Consider the following 16,809-nt stretch of genomic DNA (forward strand, 5'->3'; position numbering starts at 1 on the left):
CTTAACTGACATCTTGTGGGCCAGATCGGCCACAGAGATGGTTTCCGGTACGTGGACCTCGCGTACGATGGGCTCGGTGGGCGCCACAAATGAAGTGACTTCCTGATTGCGACCACCGTGACGGCCGCCGCCTCGACCACCGCCACGCCAGCCACCGGCACCGCCGGTCGTATCGCCCCGGGTCTTGATGCCGCCGCGACGCTTGGCATCACCGGCAGCTTCCTTGACCACTGTCTTCTTGACGTCCTTGCGAACGGTTTTATCTTCGGTCTTGGCCGGCTTGTGGAGCGTACCGCTCTTCGGCTCGGCGACAGCCTCCGTCTTGGCTTTTTCCGCTGCGGCCAGACGCTGCTTCTCGTCTTCCGCACGCTGAAGCATCGCCGCGCGGGCACGCGCCTCGCGCTCCTGCTTCTCCTTGAGATCAGCTATCTGGCGCGCCTGCAACTCAGCCGCACGCAGCGCCTCCCGCTCCCGGGATGCCTTTTCTTCGGGCGACAGGATTGAACCAGCGACCACGCGACGCACCGGTGCAGATTTTTGCTCGGGCTTCTTCTCTTCCACCTTCGGCTCCGGCTTGGCTTCCGGCTTGGCTTCAGCCACCGGATCAGCCTGTTTTTGTTCTACCTTCGGTTCCGGCACGACTTGCTGCACCGGATCGGGCTCAGGGACTGCAACCGCGGGCTCAGGCTCGGGAGCAACTTCGGCGACAGGCGCCTCAGCCACGGGCTGAGCCTCCACGATCATTTCCACCGCGGGCACTTCGACCGGAGGCGCTTCCACCACAGGCACTTCGACCGCAGGTGCAGACGCCACAGCCAGCGCGGAAACCTCGTCAACCACGGGAACAACCGGCTCACCGGAAGGCGCGGCAACAACGGCGGTCTCCGGCACAAGCACTTCATCACGCTTGACGAAGACGCGCTTCTTGCGGACTTCAACCTGAACCGTACGTGCTCGTCCGGTAGAGTCGGTTGCCTTGATTTCGCTGGTCTGCTTGCGAGTCAAGGTGATCTTCGACTTGGCTGCCGTATCGCCATGGGCGCGACGGAGAAAATCGAGGAGGCGGGTTTTGTCCTGCTCTGAGAGCAGATCGGTTTCCCGCGTCTTGGTCACGCCTGCCTTCTGCAACTGCTCGAGCAACACGGAGGCTGGCATTTTAAGCTCACCAGCAAATTGTGTAACGGTTGTTTGTCCCATATTGGCCCTCCGGGGTATTACTCGAACCAGTGCGCGCGCGCCTTGGTAATCAGATTCTTGGCCCGCTCTTCGTCCAGCCCCGACATTTCCATCAGCTCGTCCACCGCCAGGTCGGCAAGTTCGTCACGGGTATGAATACCCCCTTGTGCGAGCTTTGCTGCGATCTGCTTGTCCATGCCTTCCAGGTTGAGCATGTCTTCCGACACGGATTCCAGTTGCTCTTCCGTCACAATGGCTTCGGTGAGGAGTACGTTGCGGGCGCGGTTGCGCAGCTCGTTCACCGTTTCTTCGTCGAAGGATTCGATTTCCAGCATCTCCGCCAAAGGCACATAGGCAATCTCCTCCAGCGAGGAAAAACCCTCGTCGATCAGGATATCGGCCACCTCCTCGTCCACATCCAGTCTGGAAATGAACAACTGGCGAACGGTGCTGTGCTCGGCTTCCGAGCGACGCTCGGACTCGGCTTCGGTCATCAGATTGATGGTCCAGCCGGTCAGCTCCGAAGCCAGCTTCACGTTCTGGCCATTGCGTCCAATCGCAATGGCCAGATTGTTTTCATCCACCACCACATCCATGGCGTGGGATTCTTCGTCCACAACAATGGAAGACACTTCGGCAGGCTGCAGGGCCCCCACGACAAACTGCGCCGCCTCGGGGGACCACAGCACGATATCGATGTTCTCACCACCAATTTCGTTGCGCACAGCGGTCACGCGGGACCCTCGCAGACCAACGCATGTTCCGATGGGATCGATGCGCGGATCATTGGACTTGACACCGATCTTGGCGCGCAGACCCGGATCGCGGGCGCAGGCCTTGATCTCCAGCAATCCGTCATCGATTTCGGGCACTTCCAGTTCGAACAGCTTGATGACGAATTCCGGGGCCGTGCGGGACAGGATCAGCTGGGGGCCGCGGGCGCCCCGGTCGATGCGCAGCAGATAGGCCTTGACACGATCGCCAACCCGGAGATTTTCCTTGGGAATCATCTGATCCCGGGGCAGCACCGCTTCGAGACGACCCACTTCGATGACGGCGTTACCACGCTCCATGCGCTTGATGGCACCCGAGATGATGTATTCCTTGCGCTCCAGAAAATCGGCAAGGATCTGCTCCCGCTCGGCATCGCGAATCTTCTGCAGGATGACCTGTTTGGCAGCTTGGGCACCAATACGGCCGAAATCGAGGGGCTCAAGCCCCTCTTCCACATAGTCGCCCACCTGGATTTCGGGATACTCTTCGCGAGCGTCGATCAACCCCATCTGGGCTTCGTCATTGTCCACATCCTGATCGGGCAGCACCTGCCAGCGACGGAAGGATTCATAATCGCCGGTTTCCCGATCGATGGACACGCGAACGTCGGCTTCGTCGTGAATACGCTTCTTGGTCGCCTGAGCGAGAGCGGACTCCAGAGAGGAGAAAACGATTTCCTTGGAAACATTCTTCTCGCGGGCCAGCGCGTCAACCAGCAGCAAAATTTCGCGGCTCATACCTGCAAACCTCCAATCCCTTAAAACCTGGGTACCAGGCGGGCCTTCTCGATATCTTCAAATGGGATCTCCATCGATCCCTTTTCGGTCTCCAGGGTGACCATGCCGTCTTTGAGACCCTGCAGCACCCCGGAATAATTACGTTGATTGGCAATGGGCATGCTCAGTCGTACCTGCACGTCCTGCCCGGCAAAGCGCTCGAAATCTGCAGGCTTCTTGAGAGCCCGATCCAGTCCCGGGGACGAAACCTCGAGACGATCGTAATCAATATTTTCAACCTCGAAGATGCGGGCCAGCTGGTTGCTGACCGTGGCACAGTCGTCCACGGTGATGCCATCAGGCGAATCAATGAACACCCGCATCAGGCGCCCCCGGGGAGAGGTCTCGAAATCAACCAGCTCGTAACCCAGACCTTCGGCGGTTTGTTCGATCAGTTTCAGCAACTCCATGTCCTAACCTGCAACTTCCTAGACTACAAATGAAAAATGGGCGTAACGCCCATCCCTGTTGAATTCGACCGGATGTCGGCTCTTTCGAACCGATAAAACACGCTGAGTATAGCAGCCCGCGAAAGCGGGCGCAATTTTACTCATCAGCCAGACCTTAACGACGCGGCCGGGTGGACTGGGGTCGTCGGGGTTTGCTGGCAGGCCCCACCGGTTTGGGGAGACCCGCCAGCCTGCACACCTCCTCCACGGCCAGATCCTCCCACATGCCCCGCTTCAGACGCGATGGCAGCTGGATCGGACCGTAACGCACCCGCATCAGGCGGCTCACGGTCAGCCCCAGCGCCTCGAACATCCGGCGAACCTCCCGGTTGCGCCCTTCGGACAGGGTCACCCGATACCAGTGATTCGCCCCCTCCCCTCCGGCATCCAGCAGGGTGTTGAACTTGGCCAGTCCGTCCTCAAGTTCGATACCCTGCAACAGAGCCTCCCGCTGAGCCTCATCCAGCTCGCCGAGAATACGCACCGCATATTCCCGATCCAGCTCATAGCGCGGATGCATCAGCTTGTTGGCCAGATCGCCGTCGTTGACAAACAGCAACAGGCCGGAAGTGTTGAAATCCAGCCGCCCCACCGCAATCCAGCGCCCCTTGCGAAGGACGGGCAACCGGTCGAAGACGGTCGGCCGGCCCTCCGGATCATCCCGGGAGACGATTTCCCCCTCTGGCTTGTGATATAGCAGCACCCGCGGAACCCTCGGCGCAAAGCGGATCGGCATCAGCTTGCCGTTGATGCGGACCCGGTCACCCGGACCGACCTTTTGCCCCACATCTGCCGGCTCTCCATTCACCGAGATCAAGCCCGCAACGATCCACTCCTCGATCTCCCGGCGGGATCCTACCCCCGCCGCCGCCAGTACCTTGTGCAGGCGCTGAGGCTCGGTGTAGCCCCCTTCCTGAGGAGGACGCCGTCTGGACGCTTCACCGGCAGGCGGTATCAGCTCGCTGCTGGCCAGGGGATAGGCCGCGTCCTCTCCCGCAAAGCTGCGGGGCCCCTGCTGGCGAGGCTTCCATCCACTCCGCCCCCCCTGGTCGCTCAAGCCGATCTGAGAGGCGTTGCTTCGGGGCTGGCGCCCTTCCGGGTCACGCTCAGGGCGTGGAGCCCGGTTACCATCGGCAGCGGAAGGCTTGCCACGACCACGGCGTCCGGCGCCGGGCCCATCACCGCCGCGAGGAGGGCCTTCACTGCGGGGGCCGGAGCCCCCTGGCTTGCCGCTATTCGCCCGAAACGGCCGGCTCTTCGGTTTTTGGGAGTTCGACAAGATCCATGATCCTTTCGATTTCAGTCAAGGGAGGCAACTCGGTCAGGCTTCGCAGACCCAGATCCTCCAGGAATTTTCGTGTCGTGGCATAGAGGCCGGGCCGACCGGGCGTGTCCCGGTAGCCGACCACATCCACCCATCCTCTTGCTTCGAGGGTCTTAAGTACATTTGTTGAAACGACCACGCCCCGGATGTCCTCGATGTCACCCCGGGTCACTGGCTGGCGGTAGGCAATGATCGCCAGTGTTTCCATGACTGCCCTGGAATACCGGGGCGGTCGTTCCTGCTTCAGGCGGTCCAGGTAGACCTGGTACTCCAGGCGGGTCTGAAAGCGCCACCCACCTGCCGTCTGGATCAGCTCCACCCCCCGGCCCTGCCAGTCATCAACCAGCTCCAGCAACAGTCGGCGGACCAGATCGCTCCCTGGATCCTCCTCGAACAGCTGGCGCAGCTGAGTGACCGCCAAGGGGCCAGGTGCAACCAGCAGAGCCGTTTCCAGGATCCGCTTGCATTCTTCAGTCGATTGCGTCTGCACCTTCAGCCCGCCTGACATAAATGGGCGCAAAGGCCTCGTTCTGGGTCACCACCACCAGCCGCTCTTTCACCAGCTCCAGGGTCGCCAGGAAACTCACCACCAGGCCCGCCACTCCGAGCGCCGGATCGAACAAGGTCTCGAAGACCACAAAAACATCGCCCTTCAATTTTCTGAGAATCATCGTCATGTGCTCCCGCACCGACATTTCCTCTCGCCGGATCGTGTGATGCCGCTTCAACCGGGCCTGACGGGCAATTTTCAGCCAGGCCAGCTGAAGATCATGCAAACTGACCTCTGGCAGTCGTTCCACCACCTTCTCGGCGACAAAGACACTGACCCATTCAAAATCCCGTTCCACCCGGGGCAACTGATCCAGCCTGGCAGCCGCCAGCTTGACCTGTTCGTACTCAAGTAGGCGCCGGACCAGCTCTGCCCGGGGATCCAGCTCTTCGTCATCAGCGGCCTTCGGAGGCCGCGGCAGCAACATGCGCGACTTGATTTCCAGCAAGGTGGCCGCCATCAGCAAGTAATCGGCTGCCAGTTCCAGATTGTGATGACGCATGGCCTCCACGTATTCCAGATATTGGGCCGTCAGCGGCACCATCGGGATATCGAGGACGTTCACATTCGTCTTGCGGATCAAGTAAAGCAGCAGATCCAGAGGGCCTTCAAAAGCCTCCAGGAAAACCTCCAGAGCATCCGGAGGAATGTACAGATCCTTGGGCAAATCAAAGATCGGCTGTCCATACATCCTGCCGACCACGCACTCCAGGGGATCGGCAGGGGACGCAAGCTCAGCGCTCACAACAGCACACCCTGAACGCAGGCTAGCATGACCGGCATGCCACTCCAAGTCTCCAGTGCAGGCCCGGTCACGCTGGGCGCACTCAGGTGTAGCTCAGACCCATGGAATCACGCACGTCACGCATGGTCTCCTGGGCAAGCTTGCGCGCCTTGTCACACCCATCGGCAACAATGCTGCGCACCAGACTCGGGTCATCCAGATAGGGCTGGGCACGTTCGTGCATCTCATCCTGCTCCTTCAACACCGCGTCGATGACGGGTTGCTTGCATTCAATGCAGCCGATGCCGGCGCTCGTACAGCCCTGGCTCACCCAGTTGCGGGTTTCGTCCCCCGAGTAAATCACATGCAGCTGCCACACCGGACATTTTTCAGGGTTGCCCGGATCCGTGCGCCGCACCCGGGCTGGATCCGTCTGCATGGTACGGATTTTCTTGCTGACGGTTTCCTTGTCTTCCCGCAGGAAAATGGTGTTCCCGTAAGACTTGGACATCTTCTGGCCATCCAGGCCAGGCATGCGGGAGGCCTCGGTGAGAAGCGCATCGGGCTCCACAAGGATCATCTTGCCGCTACCTTCCAGATAACCGTAAAGACGCTCCCGATCCCCCAGGGACAAGCTCTGGGCCTCTTCCAGAAGGGCTTTTCCGAGGGCCAGGCCCTCTTCATCCCCATTCTGCTGGAAACGGGTGCGGAACTCTTCGTAAAGGCGGGCACGCTTGGAGCCGAGCTTCTTGACAGCCTCCCTGGCCTTATCCTCGAAACCGGGCTCCCGGCCATACATGTGGTTGAAGCGGCGGGCCAGCTCGCGGGTGAACTCCACGTGGGGTAACTGATCTTCCCCCACCGGAACCTTGTCTGCACGGTAAATCAGGATATCTGCGCTCATCAGGAGCGGATAACCCAGAAAGCCGTAGGTGGTCAGATCCTTGTGGGTCAGCTTTTCCTGCTGATCCTTGTAGGTAGGCACCCGCTCAAGCCAGCCCTGGGGAGTCATCATGGACATGAGCAGGTGCAGCTCCGCATGCTCCGGTACCCGGGACTGGATGAAGATGGTGGCCTGGGAAGGGTCAACCCCTGCGGCCAGCCAGTCTACGATCATATCCCAGACACTCGTCTCGATCCCCCGGGGATTGTCGTAGTCGGTGGTCAGCGCATGCCAGTCGGCGGCGAAAAACAGGCAGGGATACTCGGCCTGCAGCTTGACCCAGTTTTTCAGGACGCCGTGGTAGTGACCGAGATGAAGGCGCCCGGTGGGGCGCATGCCAGAGAGGACGCGTTCAGCGAACATGGGATGTCAAAGTCCAAAAACGATTGCGAGGGCAAAACGGAAGTAGGCCACCAGCGGCCCGAGGATGTCGCCAAGGATACCGGTGAACAGCAGAACCAGCAGAATCGGAAAGCCATACGGCTCCAGCCGGGCGAATTTGTAAGCCAGCGCCGGAGGCAACAGGCTCACGGCGATGCGACCGCCATCCAGCGGCGGAAGAGGCAGCAGGTTGAGCACCATGAGCACCGCATTGATCTGCATGCCGGCATCCGCCATGCGGGCCATCGGAATGGCGTAGGTGCTGTCGGGATCTGCCAGCGCCATCCGGAAGAGTACGGCCCAGCCGGCAGCCATGCACAGATTGGCCATGGGACCGGCGGCAGCCACCCAGAGCATGTCCGCCTTGGGTCGACGCAGACGGCCAAAATTGACCGGCACCGGCTTGGCCCAGCCGAAGAGCATGGCCGATCCCGCCGCAAGGGAGCTGGCGGCCAGAATGAGGCCGGGGACCAGCAGGGTCCCGACAGGATCGATGTGGCGCAGGGGATTGAGGCTTATCCGCCCGAGACGGGCTGCCGTGTCATCACCAAAATGACGGGCGGCGTAGCCGTGGGCAGCCTCGTGCAAGGTAATGGCGAACAGCACGGGCAGCGCCCAGATGGTCAGCGTGGTGATGAGTTCTTGCATGGATTCTTACCGGGCGGGGCCGCGATTCTAGCAGAGGGCGGGCCCTTCCCGCCTGCGGCACGGAAGGTTTCCGCTCAGAGGCCGAAAGGGGCCAGGCTGCCCATGCCTTCGCGGACCAGCTCCGGAGTGCCGCCGGTCAGGTCGATCACGGTGGTAGCTTCTCCACGGCAGCTCCCCGCCTCGATCACCAGATCCACCTCTTTCTCGAGGTGTGCCCGGATTTCCTCGGCGTCCGTCAGGGGGTAGGCCTCACCCGGCAGCAGCAAGGTCGAGCTCAGGATCGGCTCTTCCAGCTCCGCCAGCAGCGCCGCCACGACCGGATGGTCCGGCACACGCAGGCCAATGGTCTTGCGCTTGGGATGCAGCAAGCGCCGGGGCAACTCCTTGGTGCCTTCGAGGATGAAGGTATAGGGACCCGGAGTTGTGGCCTTGAGAAGGCGGAACTGGGCGTTATCGACCCGGGCGTAAGTGGCAATATCCGAGAGATCGCGGCACAACAAGGTGAAATGATGACGCTCATCCACTCCGCGGATGCGCCGGATGCGCGCGAGCAGGGAATTGTCACCGGTATGCCCTCCCAGGGCGTATGCCGAATCGGTGGGAAAGGCCACCAGGCCGCCGTCTCGCATGATCTGGGCGGCCTGCTTGACCAGCCGGGCCTGGGGATGTTCGGGATGAAGACTGAAAAACTGAGCCATGATTCAATGCACAAAAGGAAAACTCACACCAGGCGGGTCCAGACCGGAGTGAGATCGGGGGGCAACAGCGGGGCCCGCCCAAGATCGATAAGGGAATCTTCCGGACCATGAAAGTCGGAAGCGCGGGACGCCAGCAGTCCAAATTTGCGGGCCAGGCGGGCGAAGGCCAGCACCTGTCCGCCGTCATGGGCACCACAGGCAACCTCGAGACCCTCGCCCCCCAGATCGCGAAAACGATCGAAGAGTATATCCATCTCGGCGTGGCTGAGACGGTAGCGTCCGGGATGGGCGATCACCGCCAGCCCGCCGGCCCCTCTGATCCAGCCTACCGCATCATCCAGGGTGGCCCAGACGTGCTCCACATACCCCGGCTTGCCCCGGGCAAGGTAATGATCGAAAACCTGGTGCACGCTCCTGGCCGCCCCCACCTCCACCAGAAACCGGGCGAAGTGGGCCCGGCTGAGAAGGGACGGATTTCCCGCGTAACGCAGGGCACCTTCAAGCGCACCAGAGATGCCGATACGCTCGAGCTCCGCGGCAATCCGGGCAGCCCGCCCATCCCGGCCAGCCCTGACATGGGCCAGACCATCAACCAGGGGCTGGTGGGTGTAATCGACGCCCAGGCCGACCACATGCACCGTCTGATCCAACCAGGAAACGGACACCTCGACTCCTGGCACAAAGCGCAGACCCAGCTCTTCTGCCGTCGCGACGGCCTCGGGCAGGCCCAGCAGCTCATCGTGATCCGTGAGGGCCAGCAGATCCACGCCGTTGGCATGGGCGCGACGCACGACACTGGCCGGCGGCAGGGTGCCGTCGGAAGCAGTGGAATGACAATGGAGGTCTGCGTTGAGAACGTTCATGACTTTTTGACGCCAAACGGCTCCGGACAGTTTCATCCACACGACGGGAGCATGCGCACGTGATGTACATCAGGGCGCCGACACACCGGTCAGCAGCGGATCGACAGGATCAAGTCCCTGCCGAAAGGGACTTCTGGAAAGCAGCTGGACAATAGTGTAGCAGACCCTTGCCCCGCCCCATCGCCGATGGTATTGTCCGCGCCGTCGTGTGGGAGAGTGTTCGCGGGCGTGACAGCCGCGATCCGCCGAAGGCGCAACCCCCGGAACCGCTCAGGCAAAAGGACCGCCGACAAATCAACACTCTGGAGAGCTGATGCCGCCCGCCCACTGCGCGGTCTGTGCATCCACCGAAGGGGCACGCAGCCCAGCGCAAGACCGCTGCAATCTCTCAGGTACAAAGGACAGATGGGGCCGACGCGATTTTCTGATCGCGTCGGCCCCTTTGCTTTTCTACACTGGATCGATTGCCTACGGAGAGCCCCATGACCCAATACACCCCCCTTCACGCCACCCATGTCGCCGCTGGCGCCCGCATGGTGGACTTTGCCGGCTGGGACATGCCGGTCAACTACGGCTCCCAGATCGAGGAACACCACGCAGTGCGCCGGGATGCAGGAATGTTTGACGTCTCCCACATGCTCGCCCTGGACCTGGAGGGCCCCGACGCCCGGAATTTCCTGCGTGGCCTGATCGCCAACGACGTCGCAAAGCTGCTCGAGCCGGGCAAGGCCCTGTACTCCTGCATGCTCAACCCCCAGGGCGGAGTGATCGATGACCTGATCGTCTACTACCTGTCGGACACTTTTTTCCGAGTTGTGGTCAACGCGGGCACCGCCGACAAGGACGTCGCCTGGATCCGCACCCGGATGGAAGCCACGGAAACCCGATCCACCCTTGCTGCACGGAGGGATCTGGCGATGATTGCCATCCAGGGCCCCAATGCCCGCACCAAGGTCTGGGCCGCGATCCCCGGCAGCGAACCCGTTTCGACGGGCCTGAAGCCCTTCCAGGGAGCCTTTTACGGTGAAACCTTCATCGCCCGGACCGGCTACACCGGCGAAGACGGCTTCGAAATCACCCTGCCGGCGGGACAGGCTGCCGCCACCTGGGAGGCCCTGGCGGCCGCAGGCGTCCAGGCGTGCGGGCTGGGTGCCCGTGACACCCTGCGCCTTGAGGCCGGCATGCCTCTTTACGGCAACGACATGGACGAGGAGGTCTCGCCTCTGGATGCGGGCCTGGCATGGACGGTGGACATGAAGGACCTGACCCGGGAGTTTGTCGGCCGGGCGGCACTGCTTGCCAACGGCACCCATAGACAGAGCCTTGGCCTGATCCTGGAAGACAAAGGCGTACTGCGTGCCCACCAAAAGGTCTTCACCGCCCTGGGCGAAGGGGAAACCACCAGTGGCACCTTTTCTCCAACCCTGGAAAAATCCATTGCCCTGGCCCGTCTGCCCCTGGGAGTCACCCCCGGTGATGCCGTTGAGGTGGAGATCCGCGGCAGGCGCCTCAAGGCAAGGGTGGTCAAGACACCCTTCGCCCGCAACGGCCAGGCCCTTGTCTGAGGCCTCCCCAAACCCTTTATCCTGCAACGCTTTCAACCAAGGAAAGAGCATGAACATCCCCGCCGAGCTGCGCTACACCGCCTCCCACGAATGGATCCGCATCGAAGCCGATGGCACCCTCACTGTGGGCATCACCGATCACGCCCAGGAAGCCCTCGGCGACGTGGTCTTCCTTGAGCTGCCGGAAGCCGGCCGCCTGGTGGCCAGGGAAGAGGCCATTGCCGTGATCGAGTCGGTGAAGGCCGCCTCCGACATCTACGCACCTGTCGCCGGCGAGATCCTCGAAGCCAACCAGGCCGCCGTGGACGCCCCCGAAGCCGTGAATGCCGACGCCTACGCCACCTGGCTGTTCAAGATCAAGCCAACCGATGCCACCGGCGTGGACGGTCTGCTGAGTGCCGCCGACTACCAGGCAAGCATCGGCTGACTCACTCCGCCTGACCCGGGTGCGCCATGACGGCGCACCCGCCCCGTTGTCGCCGTCACTCCACTCCCGAGTTTTCTCCCATGTCGAAGACCCTTCTTTCCGCCCCGCTCGCCGCCCTCGAACAGAGCGACGACTTCATCCGCCGCCACCTGGGCCCCTGTGCCAACGAGCTGCCGGGCATGCTGGCCGCAGTCGGCGTCGCCACCCTCGACGCCCTGATCGACCAGACCGTACCGGCCGGCATCCGCCTGGCCGCACCCCTGGGGCTAGGCGAGCCGACGGCCGAACACGTGGCGCTGGCACGCCTCAAGGCCATCGCCGGCAAGAACGTGGTCAAGAAATCGCTGATCGGCATGGGCTACTACGACACCATCGCGCCCAAGGTCATCCTGCGCAACGTGATGGAGAACCCCGGCTGGTACACCGCCTACACCCCCTATCAGGCCGAGATCGCCCAAGGCCGCCTGGAAGCCCTCCTCAACTACCAGCAGATGGTCATCGACCTGACCGGGCTCGAGCTGGCCAACGCCTCACTGCTCGACGAAGCCACCGCCGCCGCCGAGGCCATGGCCATGGCCCGGCGCATCTCCAAGGTAAAGAACCAGGCCTTCTTCGTGGACGAGGCCGTCTTCCCCCAGACCCTGGACGTGGTCCGCACCCGTGCCGCCTTCTTCGGCTTCGAGCTGATCGTCGGGCCGGCCGGCGAGGCGGACAGTCACGAGGTCTTCGGTGCCCTGCTCCAGTACCCCAACGAACGCGGTGAAGTGAGCGACCCGTCAGCCACCATTGCCGGTCTCAAGGCGAAGGGCGCCGTCGTCGCACTTGCCTCCGACCTGCTGGCTCTGGTGCTGCTCAAGTCGCCCGGCGAGCTGGGGGCCGACATCGCCCTCGGCTCGGCCCAGCGCTTTGGCGTGCCCCTGGGCTTCGGCGGCCCCCATGCCGCCTTCTTCGCCACCCGCGAGGCCCATGTCCGCTCCATGCCCGGCCGCATCATCGGCGTTTCCAGGGATGCCCGCGGCAAGACCGCCCTGCGCATGACCCTGCAGACCCGCGAGCAGCACATCCGGCGCGAAAAGGCCAACTCCAACATCTGTACGTCCCAGGTCCTGCTGGCCAACATGGCTGGCATGTACGCCGTCTATCACGGCCCGGAAGGCCTGCGCACCATCGCCGCGCGCGTCCACCGCCTCGCCGCCACACTGGCCGAAGGCCTGCAACAGGCAGGCTTCGCCCTCGCCAGCAACACCTTCTTCGACACCCTGCAGGTGGAAACCGGTACGCGCAGCGCAGCCATTTATGCCGCCACCCAGGCCGCCGGCTACAATCTCCGCCACATGGATGGCCACGCCCTCGGCATCTCCATCGACGAGAAAACCTCCATTGATGACGTCACCGCCCTCCTCCAGGCCTTTGGTGCCACAGCCAATGTGGCCGCGCTCGATGCCACAGTTGCCGGCCGCGGCGGCAATCTGCCCGAAGCCCTGCTGCGCACGGACGCCATCCTGGCCCATCCGGTGTTCAACACCCACCACACCGAACACGAAATGCTGCGCTACCTGAAGCGCCTGCAGAACCGTGACCTGGCGCTGGATCACTCGATGATCTCCCTGGGCTCGTGCACCATGAAGCTCAACGCCACCAGCGAGATGATCCCGGTCACCTGGCCCGAATTCGCCGACATCCACCCCTTCGCACCGGCCGAGCAGACCACCGGCTACATCGAGATGATCGAAGGCCTCGCCGCCCAACTGCGCGAGATCACCGGCTTCGACGCCATCTGCATGCAGCCCAACTCCGGCGCCCAGGGCGAGTACGCCGGCCTCGTGGCCATCCAGCGCTACCACGCTGCCCGCGGCGACCACCACCGCAAGGTGTGCCTGATTCCGAAATCCGCCCACGGCACCAACCCCGCCACCGCCCAGATGTGCGGCATGGATGTGGTGGTGGTCAATTGCGACGACAACGGCAACGTGGACCTCGCCGACCTCAAGGCCAAGGCGGAACAGCACGCCGACAAGCTGGCCGCGCTGATGATCACCTACCCGTCCACCCACGGCGTGTTCGAGGAGGCCATCCGCGAGATCTGCGCCACCGTGCACCAGTACGGCGGCCAGGTTTACATGGACGGCGCGAACATGAATGCCCAGGTCGGCCTCACCTCGCCCGCCACCATCGGCGCCGACGTGAGCCACATGAACCTGCACAAGACCTTCTGCATCCCCCACGGCGGCGGCGGACCGGGCATGGGTCCGATCGGCCTCAAGGGCCACCTGGCGCCCTTCATGGCCGACCACGTGGTGGCCCCCACCGGGGGCGAGGACCGTCCCAACGCCGGCCAGGGTGCCGTCTCCGCGGCCCAGTTCGGCTCCGCCAGCATCCTGCCGATCTCCTGGATGTACATCACCATGATGGGCGGCCGCGGCCTCAAGCGCGCCACCGAGGTGGCCATCCTCAACGCCAACTACGTGGCCAGCCGCCTCAAGGACCACTACCCGGTGCTGTACACCGGCAGCCAGGGCCGCGTCGCCCACGAGTGCATCCTCGACATCCGCCCGATCAAGGCGGCCACCGGCATCTCCGAGGTGGATATCGCCAAGCGTCTGATGGACTACGGCTTCCACGCCCCGACCATGTCCTTCCCGGTGGCCGGCACGATCATGGTCGAGCCCACCGAGTCCGAGGACAAGGGCGAACTGGACCGCTTCATCGCCGCGATGGTGGCAATCCGCAACGAGATCCGCGCCATCGAGGAAGGCCGCCTGCCCACCGACGACAACCCGCTGAAGAACGCCCCGCACACCCAGGCCGACTTCATCGGCGAGTGGAGCCGCCCGTATTCCCGCCAGGAAGCAGCGTTCCCGCTGCCCTGGGTGGGCGACAACAAGTTCTGGCCGAGCGTGAACCGGATCGACGACGTCTATGGCGACCGCAACCTGTTCTGCGCCTGCATGCCGATGGACGAGCTGGCCTGAGTCTCAGGACACACGCAAGCGAAAGGCCGGTCCTCCATGGGGAGACCGGCCTTTTTGGTTGGCTGACGCCGCAGCCGGGGACCCCGCGGAGCGTCAATGCTCAGCGCTTCAGAAGCGCCTTCAACCGACTCACGGGGATCGCGTAGGAAATGCCCGAAGGCGCACTGATGGCGTTCTCCTTCATGCCTTTCACGAAGGTCATGTTGAGAACGCCCACCACCAGCCCGCTCTCCACCGCATACAGCGGGCTGCCGCTGTTACCCGGGTAGGAAACGATGTCCAGCTGCAGCACGGGGTAACTCCCCTGGGACAGGCGGCGAATGGCCCCTGGCTGCAGGTCCCGGGCGTTGGGGACAGGCTGTCCGAGGGGGGTGATCGCCGCCACGATCCCTTTATGAGTGACCGGGATGATGCCGATGCTGCCCCCCAGGGGAAAGCCCGTCAGCGCCACATCCTGCCCTTCCCTGACGTCCTCTTCCTCAGCCAGGGGCAGCGGGGGCAAGGAGGGCCCCTTGAAACGCAGGACGGCCAGATCGAACTCAGGTGCGGAAGCCTCCACCTCCACCGGCCGCACCGCAACCTTGCCTGTGGTCGGCAGCGCAATCACCAGCCGTTCCTCCACCTCGCGCTTGTCCAGCGCCGCATTGGCCACATGACTGTTGGTCGCCACCTGGTTGCCATCCCCCACCACAAAGCCCGTGCCCAGAAACTGGAACTGCGGATTGCGGGTAGCCAGGAAGGTACCTACCGCCACCACCGAGGGCTTGACCCGGGGAATCGTCTCCACCAGCCCGGCCCAGCCTGGAGAAGCCACCAGCAGACCCAGACCTGCCAGGAAAATACGTCGTTTCATTGCGCTCAACTCCCGCCCCTGAGGGCCTGCAGGGCCGGTGAAGCCCCCACGACGCGGGCATCAAAGGGGTGCTCGGTACGCGGAAAGAATGCCAGGATCCGCCGTACGTAGTTCTGGGTCTCCTTGTAAGGAGGAACTCCCTTGTATCGATCCACTGCGCCTTCACCAGCGTTGTAACCGGCTACAGCAAGCGGTACGTTCCCCCGGTAGTAGGCGAGCAACCAGCGCAGGTAGGCCAGACCACCCTTGATGTTCTGTACCGGATCGAAAGTGTTCGTCACATTGAAGCGGCTCGCCGTTTCCGGGATCAGCTGCATCACGCCCATGGCATTCTTGGGTGACACCGCCTTGCTGTCAAAATTGGATTCGGTGGTTGCAATGGCCAGCGCCAGGCGAGGCTCGATCGAGAATCGGGGAGCCAGGGTCGTGATCAGTTCGACCAGCTTTTTCTTCTGCTCAGGCAGCGACGCAAGATATTTTCGGGTATCCCAGTCATCCCGGGCGACGAAGGCCTCCCCGTAGCCTGGTGCCTTGAGGCAATCCGGCACGGCTCCCACATACTCACTGCCCAGGGAGCGGGCCCGGAGCGCGGCATCGTGCCCCTTCAGCATGGCCATTTCGAAGAAGGTCGCCGCGTAGCTGTCATCCCGCGCGACACCACGCCCATTGGCGTACATCCAGCCCAGGCTGTACATGGCCTCGGCGTTACCGAGCCGGGCCGCATCACAATACAACTCTGCTGCCCGGGACGGATCCCGGGGCACGCCCTCCCCATGCTCATGGGCACGGGCTTCCGCCAGCAATACGGCGTCCGGCGCCGTATCCTGCTCAGGCCCTGCCCATGCATGACTCGCCAACCCGGCGGCCAGCAGCAGGGCCACAAGCCCACGGGCTGGCAGGAATCGAAGGATTACAGCCGCCACACCTTCGCCCCAGCCCCTTCCAGCGCGGCCGGATCGTAGAAGCTCTTCACGTCCGCAAACACACCGCCCGGCACGAGCTTGGCGCACAGGGCCGGCACGCCCAGGGCCGCGTACTCGTTGTGGGACACCGCCGCCACAATGGCCCCCGCCCGGGGCAGCGCATCCCAGGGCGTAAGGCTCACACCATACTCGTGCTCGGCCTCGGCGGATTCGGCCACCGGATCATGCACATGCACCTTCACACCGTAGCTCTTCAGCTCGTTGATCACGTCGATCACCTTGCTGTTCCGGAGGTCCGGGCAGTTTTCCTTGAAGGTCAGGCCCAGCACGATCACGTCCGCGCCCTTGATGTTGTGGCCGTTCTGGATCATCTGCTTCACCGTCTGCTCGGCCACGTACTTGCCCATGCTGTCGTTGATGCGACGGCCGGCCAGGATCACCTGCGGGTGGTAGCCCAGCATGTCGGCCTTGTGGGTGAGGTAGTAGGGGTCGACGCCGATGCAGTGGCCGCCCACCAGGCCCGGACGGAAGGGCAGGAAGTTCCACTTGGTGCCGGCGGCCTTGAGCACTTCGAGGGTGTCGATGCCGATCTTGTGGAAGATCACCGAGAGTTCGTTCATCAGGGCGATGTTGAGGTCGCGCTGGGTGTTTTCGATGACCTTGGCGGCTTCGGCGACCTTGATGGAGCTGGCCGGGTACACGCCGGCGGTGATCACCGAGGCGTAGGTGTCGGCGACGATCTTGAGGGTCTCGGGGGTGTCGC

16 protein-coding genes and 1 riboswitch are annotated in these 16,809 nt (G+C 63.2%); of the genes, 3 read left to right on the forward strand and 13 right to left on the reverse strand.

Annotation, left to right across the window (positions count from 1 at the left end; genetic code table 11):
* The 10 genes from PHD22_RS12665 to PHD22_RS12710 form a co-directional block, all read right to left on the reverse strand.
* Positions 1-1,197: translation initiation factor IF-2 associated domain-containing protein (locus tag PHD22_RS12665; protein WP_299867322.1), on the reverse strand; the 1,197-nt coding region annotated here is incomplete at its 3' end.
* Positions 1,198-1,214: 17 nt separating this feature from the next.
* Entirely contained in the window at positions 1,215-2,687 is a 1,473-nt protein-coding gene (gene nusA / locus PHD22_RS12670; protein WP_299867325.1) for a transcription termination factor NusA, read from the reverse strand.
* Between the two features lie 20 nt (positions 2,688-2,707).
* A complete protein-coding gene (rimP, locus tag PHD22_RS12675; protein ID WP_299867327.1) occupies positions 2,708-3,136 on the reverse strand; it encodes a ribosome maturation factor RimP in 429 nt (142 codons plus the stop codon).
* Positions 3,137-3,290: 154 nt separating this feature from the next.
* Entirely contained in the window at positions 3,291-4,454 is a 1,164-nt protein-coding gene (gene rluB, locus PHD22_RS12680; RefSeq protein WP_299867330.1) for a 23S rRNA pseudouridine(2605) synthase RluB, read from the reverse strand.
* The gene (gene scpB, locus PHD22_RS12685) at positions 4,408-4,989 is read right to left on the reverse strand and encodes an SMC-Scp complex subunit ScpB (protein ID WP_299867333.1); all 582 of its coding nucleotides are present in this window, start codon (positions 4,987-4,989) and stop codon (positions 4,408-4,410) included. The genes rluB and scpB overlap by 47 nt, the downstream gene beginning before the upstream one ends.
* Positions 4,970-5,740, reverse strand: coding sequence for a ScpA family protein (locus PHD22_RS12690; protein ID WP_299867367.1), 771 nt, complete (start codon positions 5,738-5,740; stop codon positions 4,970-4,972). The genes scpB and PHD22_RS12690 overlap by 20 nt, the downstream gene beginning before the upstream one ends.
* A 136-nt stretch (positions 5,741-5,876) precedes the next feature.
* Positions 5,877-7,079, reverse strand: coding sequence for a tryptophan--tRNA ligase (locus PHD22_RS12695; protein WP_299867336.1), 1,203 nt, complete (start codon positions 7,077-7,079; stop codon positions 5,877-5,879).
* Between the two features lie 6 nt (positions 7,080-7,085).
* A complete protein-coding gene (locus PHD22_RS12700) occupies positions 7,086-7,745 on the reverse strand; it encodes a site-2 protease family protein (RefSeq protein WP_299867339.1) in 660 nt (219 codons plus the stop codon).
* Positions 7,746-7,819: 74 nt separating this feature from the next.
* Positions 7,820-8,443 (reverse strand): L-threonylcarbamoyladenylate synthase, encoded by a 624-nt coding sequence (locus PHD22_RS12705; protein WP_299867343.1) that lies wholly within the window; start codon positions 8,441-8,443, stop codon positions 7,820-7,822.
* Between the two features lie 23 nt (positions 8,444-8,466).
* The gene (locus PHD22_RS12710) at positions 8,467-9,306 is read right to left on the reverse strand and encodes a 3',5'-nucleoside bisphosphate phosphatase (protein ID WP_299867346.1); all 840 of its coding nucleotides are present in this window, start codon (positions 9,304-9,306) and stop codon (positions 8,467-8,469) included.
* A gap of 199 nt (positions 9,307-9,505) precedes the next feature.
* A riboswitch (glycine riboswitch) is annotated at positions 9,506-9,601 on the forward strand.
* A 187-nt stretch (positions 9,602-9,788) separates the two neighbouring features.
* Between PHD22_RS12710 and gcvT the strand changes: the two genes are divergently transcribed.
* The 3 genes from gcvT to gcvP all read left to right on the forward strand — a co-directional run bounded on the left by gcvT (position 9,789) and on the right by gcvP (position 14,270).
* Entirely contained in the window at positions 9,789-10,871 is a 1,083-nt protein-coding gene (gcvT, locus tag PHD22_RS12715; protein ID WP_299867349.1) for a glycine cleavage system aminomethyltransferase GcvT, read from the forward strand.
* A gap of 49 nt (positions 10,872-10,920) precedes the next feature.
* Entirely contained in the window at positions 10,921-11,298 is a 378-nt protein-coding gene (gene gcvH / locus PHD22_RS12720) for a glycine cleavage system protein GcvH (RefSeq protein WP_299867352.1), read from the forward strand.
* A gap of 80 nt (positions 11,299-11,378) precedes the next feature.
* The gene (gene gcvP, locus PHD22_RS12725) at positions 11,379-14,270 is read left to right on the forward strand and encodes an aminomethyl-transferring glycine dehydrogenase (RefSeq protein ID WP_299867355.1); all 2,892 of its coding nucleotides are present in this window, start codon (positions 11,379-11,381) and stop codon (positions 14,268-14,270) included.
* A gap of 100 nt (positions 14,271-14,370) precedes the next feature.
* On the opposite strand, the gene PHD22_RS12730 is transcribed toward gcvP, so the two are convergent.
* The 3 genes from PHD22_RS12730 to PHD22_RS12740 all read right to left on the reverse strand — a co-directional run.
* Positions 14,371-15,123 (reverse strand): serine protease, encoded by a 753-nt coding sequence (locus PHD22_RS12730; protein ID WP_299867358.1) that lies wholly within the window; start codon positions 15,121-15,123, stop codon positions 14,371-14,373.
* A gap of 5 nt (positions 15,124-15,128) precedes the next feature.
* Entirely contained in the window at positions 15,129-16,046 is a 918-nt protein-coding gene (locus tag PHD22_RS12735; protein WP_299867361.1) for a transglycosylase SLT domain-containing protein, read from the reverse strand.
* The coding region (locus PHD22_RS12740; RefSeq protein WP_299867364.1) for a nucleotide sugar dehydrogenase at positions 16,034-16,809 on the reverse strand (776 nt) is incomplete at its 5' end. The genes PHD22_RS12735 and PHD22_RS12740, both read right to left, overlap by 13 nt.

The sequence above is a fragment of the Zoogloea sp. genome, from assembly GCF_028693495.1.
GTDB lineage: Bacteria > Pseudomonadota > Gammaproteobacteria > Burkholderiales > Rhodocyclaceae > Zoogloea.

What these genes read in the sequence shown, in the direction of transcription:
- nusA (WP_299867325.1), bottom strand. Translation starts at nt 2,687, where the DNA reads ATGAGCCGCGAAATTTTGCTGCTGGTTGACGCGCTGGCCCGCGAGAAG.
- rimP (WP_299867327.1), bottom strand. Translation starts at nt 3,136, where the DNA reads ATGGAGTTGCTGAAACTGATCGAACAAACCGCCGAAGGTCTGGGTTAC.
- PHD22_RS12690 (WP_299867367.1), bottom strand. Translation starts at nt 5,740, where the DNA reads ATGTATGGACAGCCGATCTTTGATTTGCCCAAGGATCTGTACATTCCT.
- PHD22_RS12695 (WP_299867336.1), bottom strand. Translation starts at nt 7,079, where the DNA reads ATGTTCGCTGAACGCGTCCTCTCTGGCATGCGCCCCACCGGGCGCCTT.
- PHD22_RS12700 (WP_299867339.1), bottom strand. Translation starts at nt 7,745, where the DNA reads ATGCAAGAACTCATCACCACGCTGACCATCTGGGCGCTGCCCGTGCTG.
- PHD22_RS12705 (WP_299867343.1), bottom strand. Translation starts at nt 8,443, where the DNA reads ATGGCTCAGTTTTTCAGTCTTCATCCCGAACATCCCCAGGCCCGGCTG.
- PHD22_RS12710 (WP_299867346.1), bottom strand. Translation starts at nt 9,306, where the DNA reads ATGAACGTTCTCAACGCAGACCTCCATTGTCATTCCACTGCTTCCGAC.
- gcvT (WP_299867349.1), top strand. Translation starts at nt 9,789, where the DNA reads ATGACCCAATACACCCCCCTTCACGCCACCCATGTCGCCGCTGGCGCC.
- gcvH (WP_299867352.1), top strand. Translation starts at nt 10,921, where the DNA reads ATGAACATCCCCGCCGAGCTGCGCTACACCGCCTCCCACGAATGGATC.
- gcvP (WP_299867355.1), top strand. Translation starts at nt 11,379, where the DNA reads ATGTCGAAGACCCTTCTTTCCGCCCCGCTCGCCGCCCTCGAACAGAGC.
- PHD22_RS12730 (WP_299867358.1), bottom strand. Translation starts at nt 15,123, where the DNA reads ATGAAACGACGTATTTTCCTGGCAGGTCTGGGTCTGCTGGTGGCTTCT.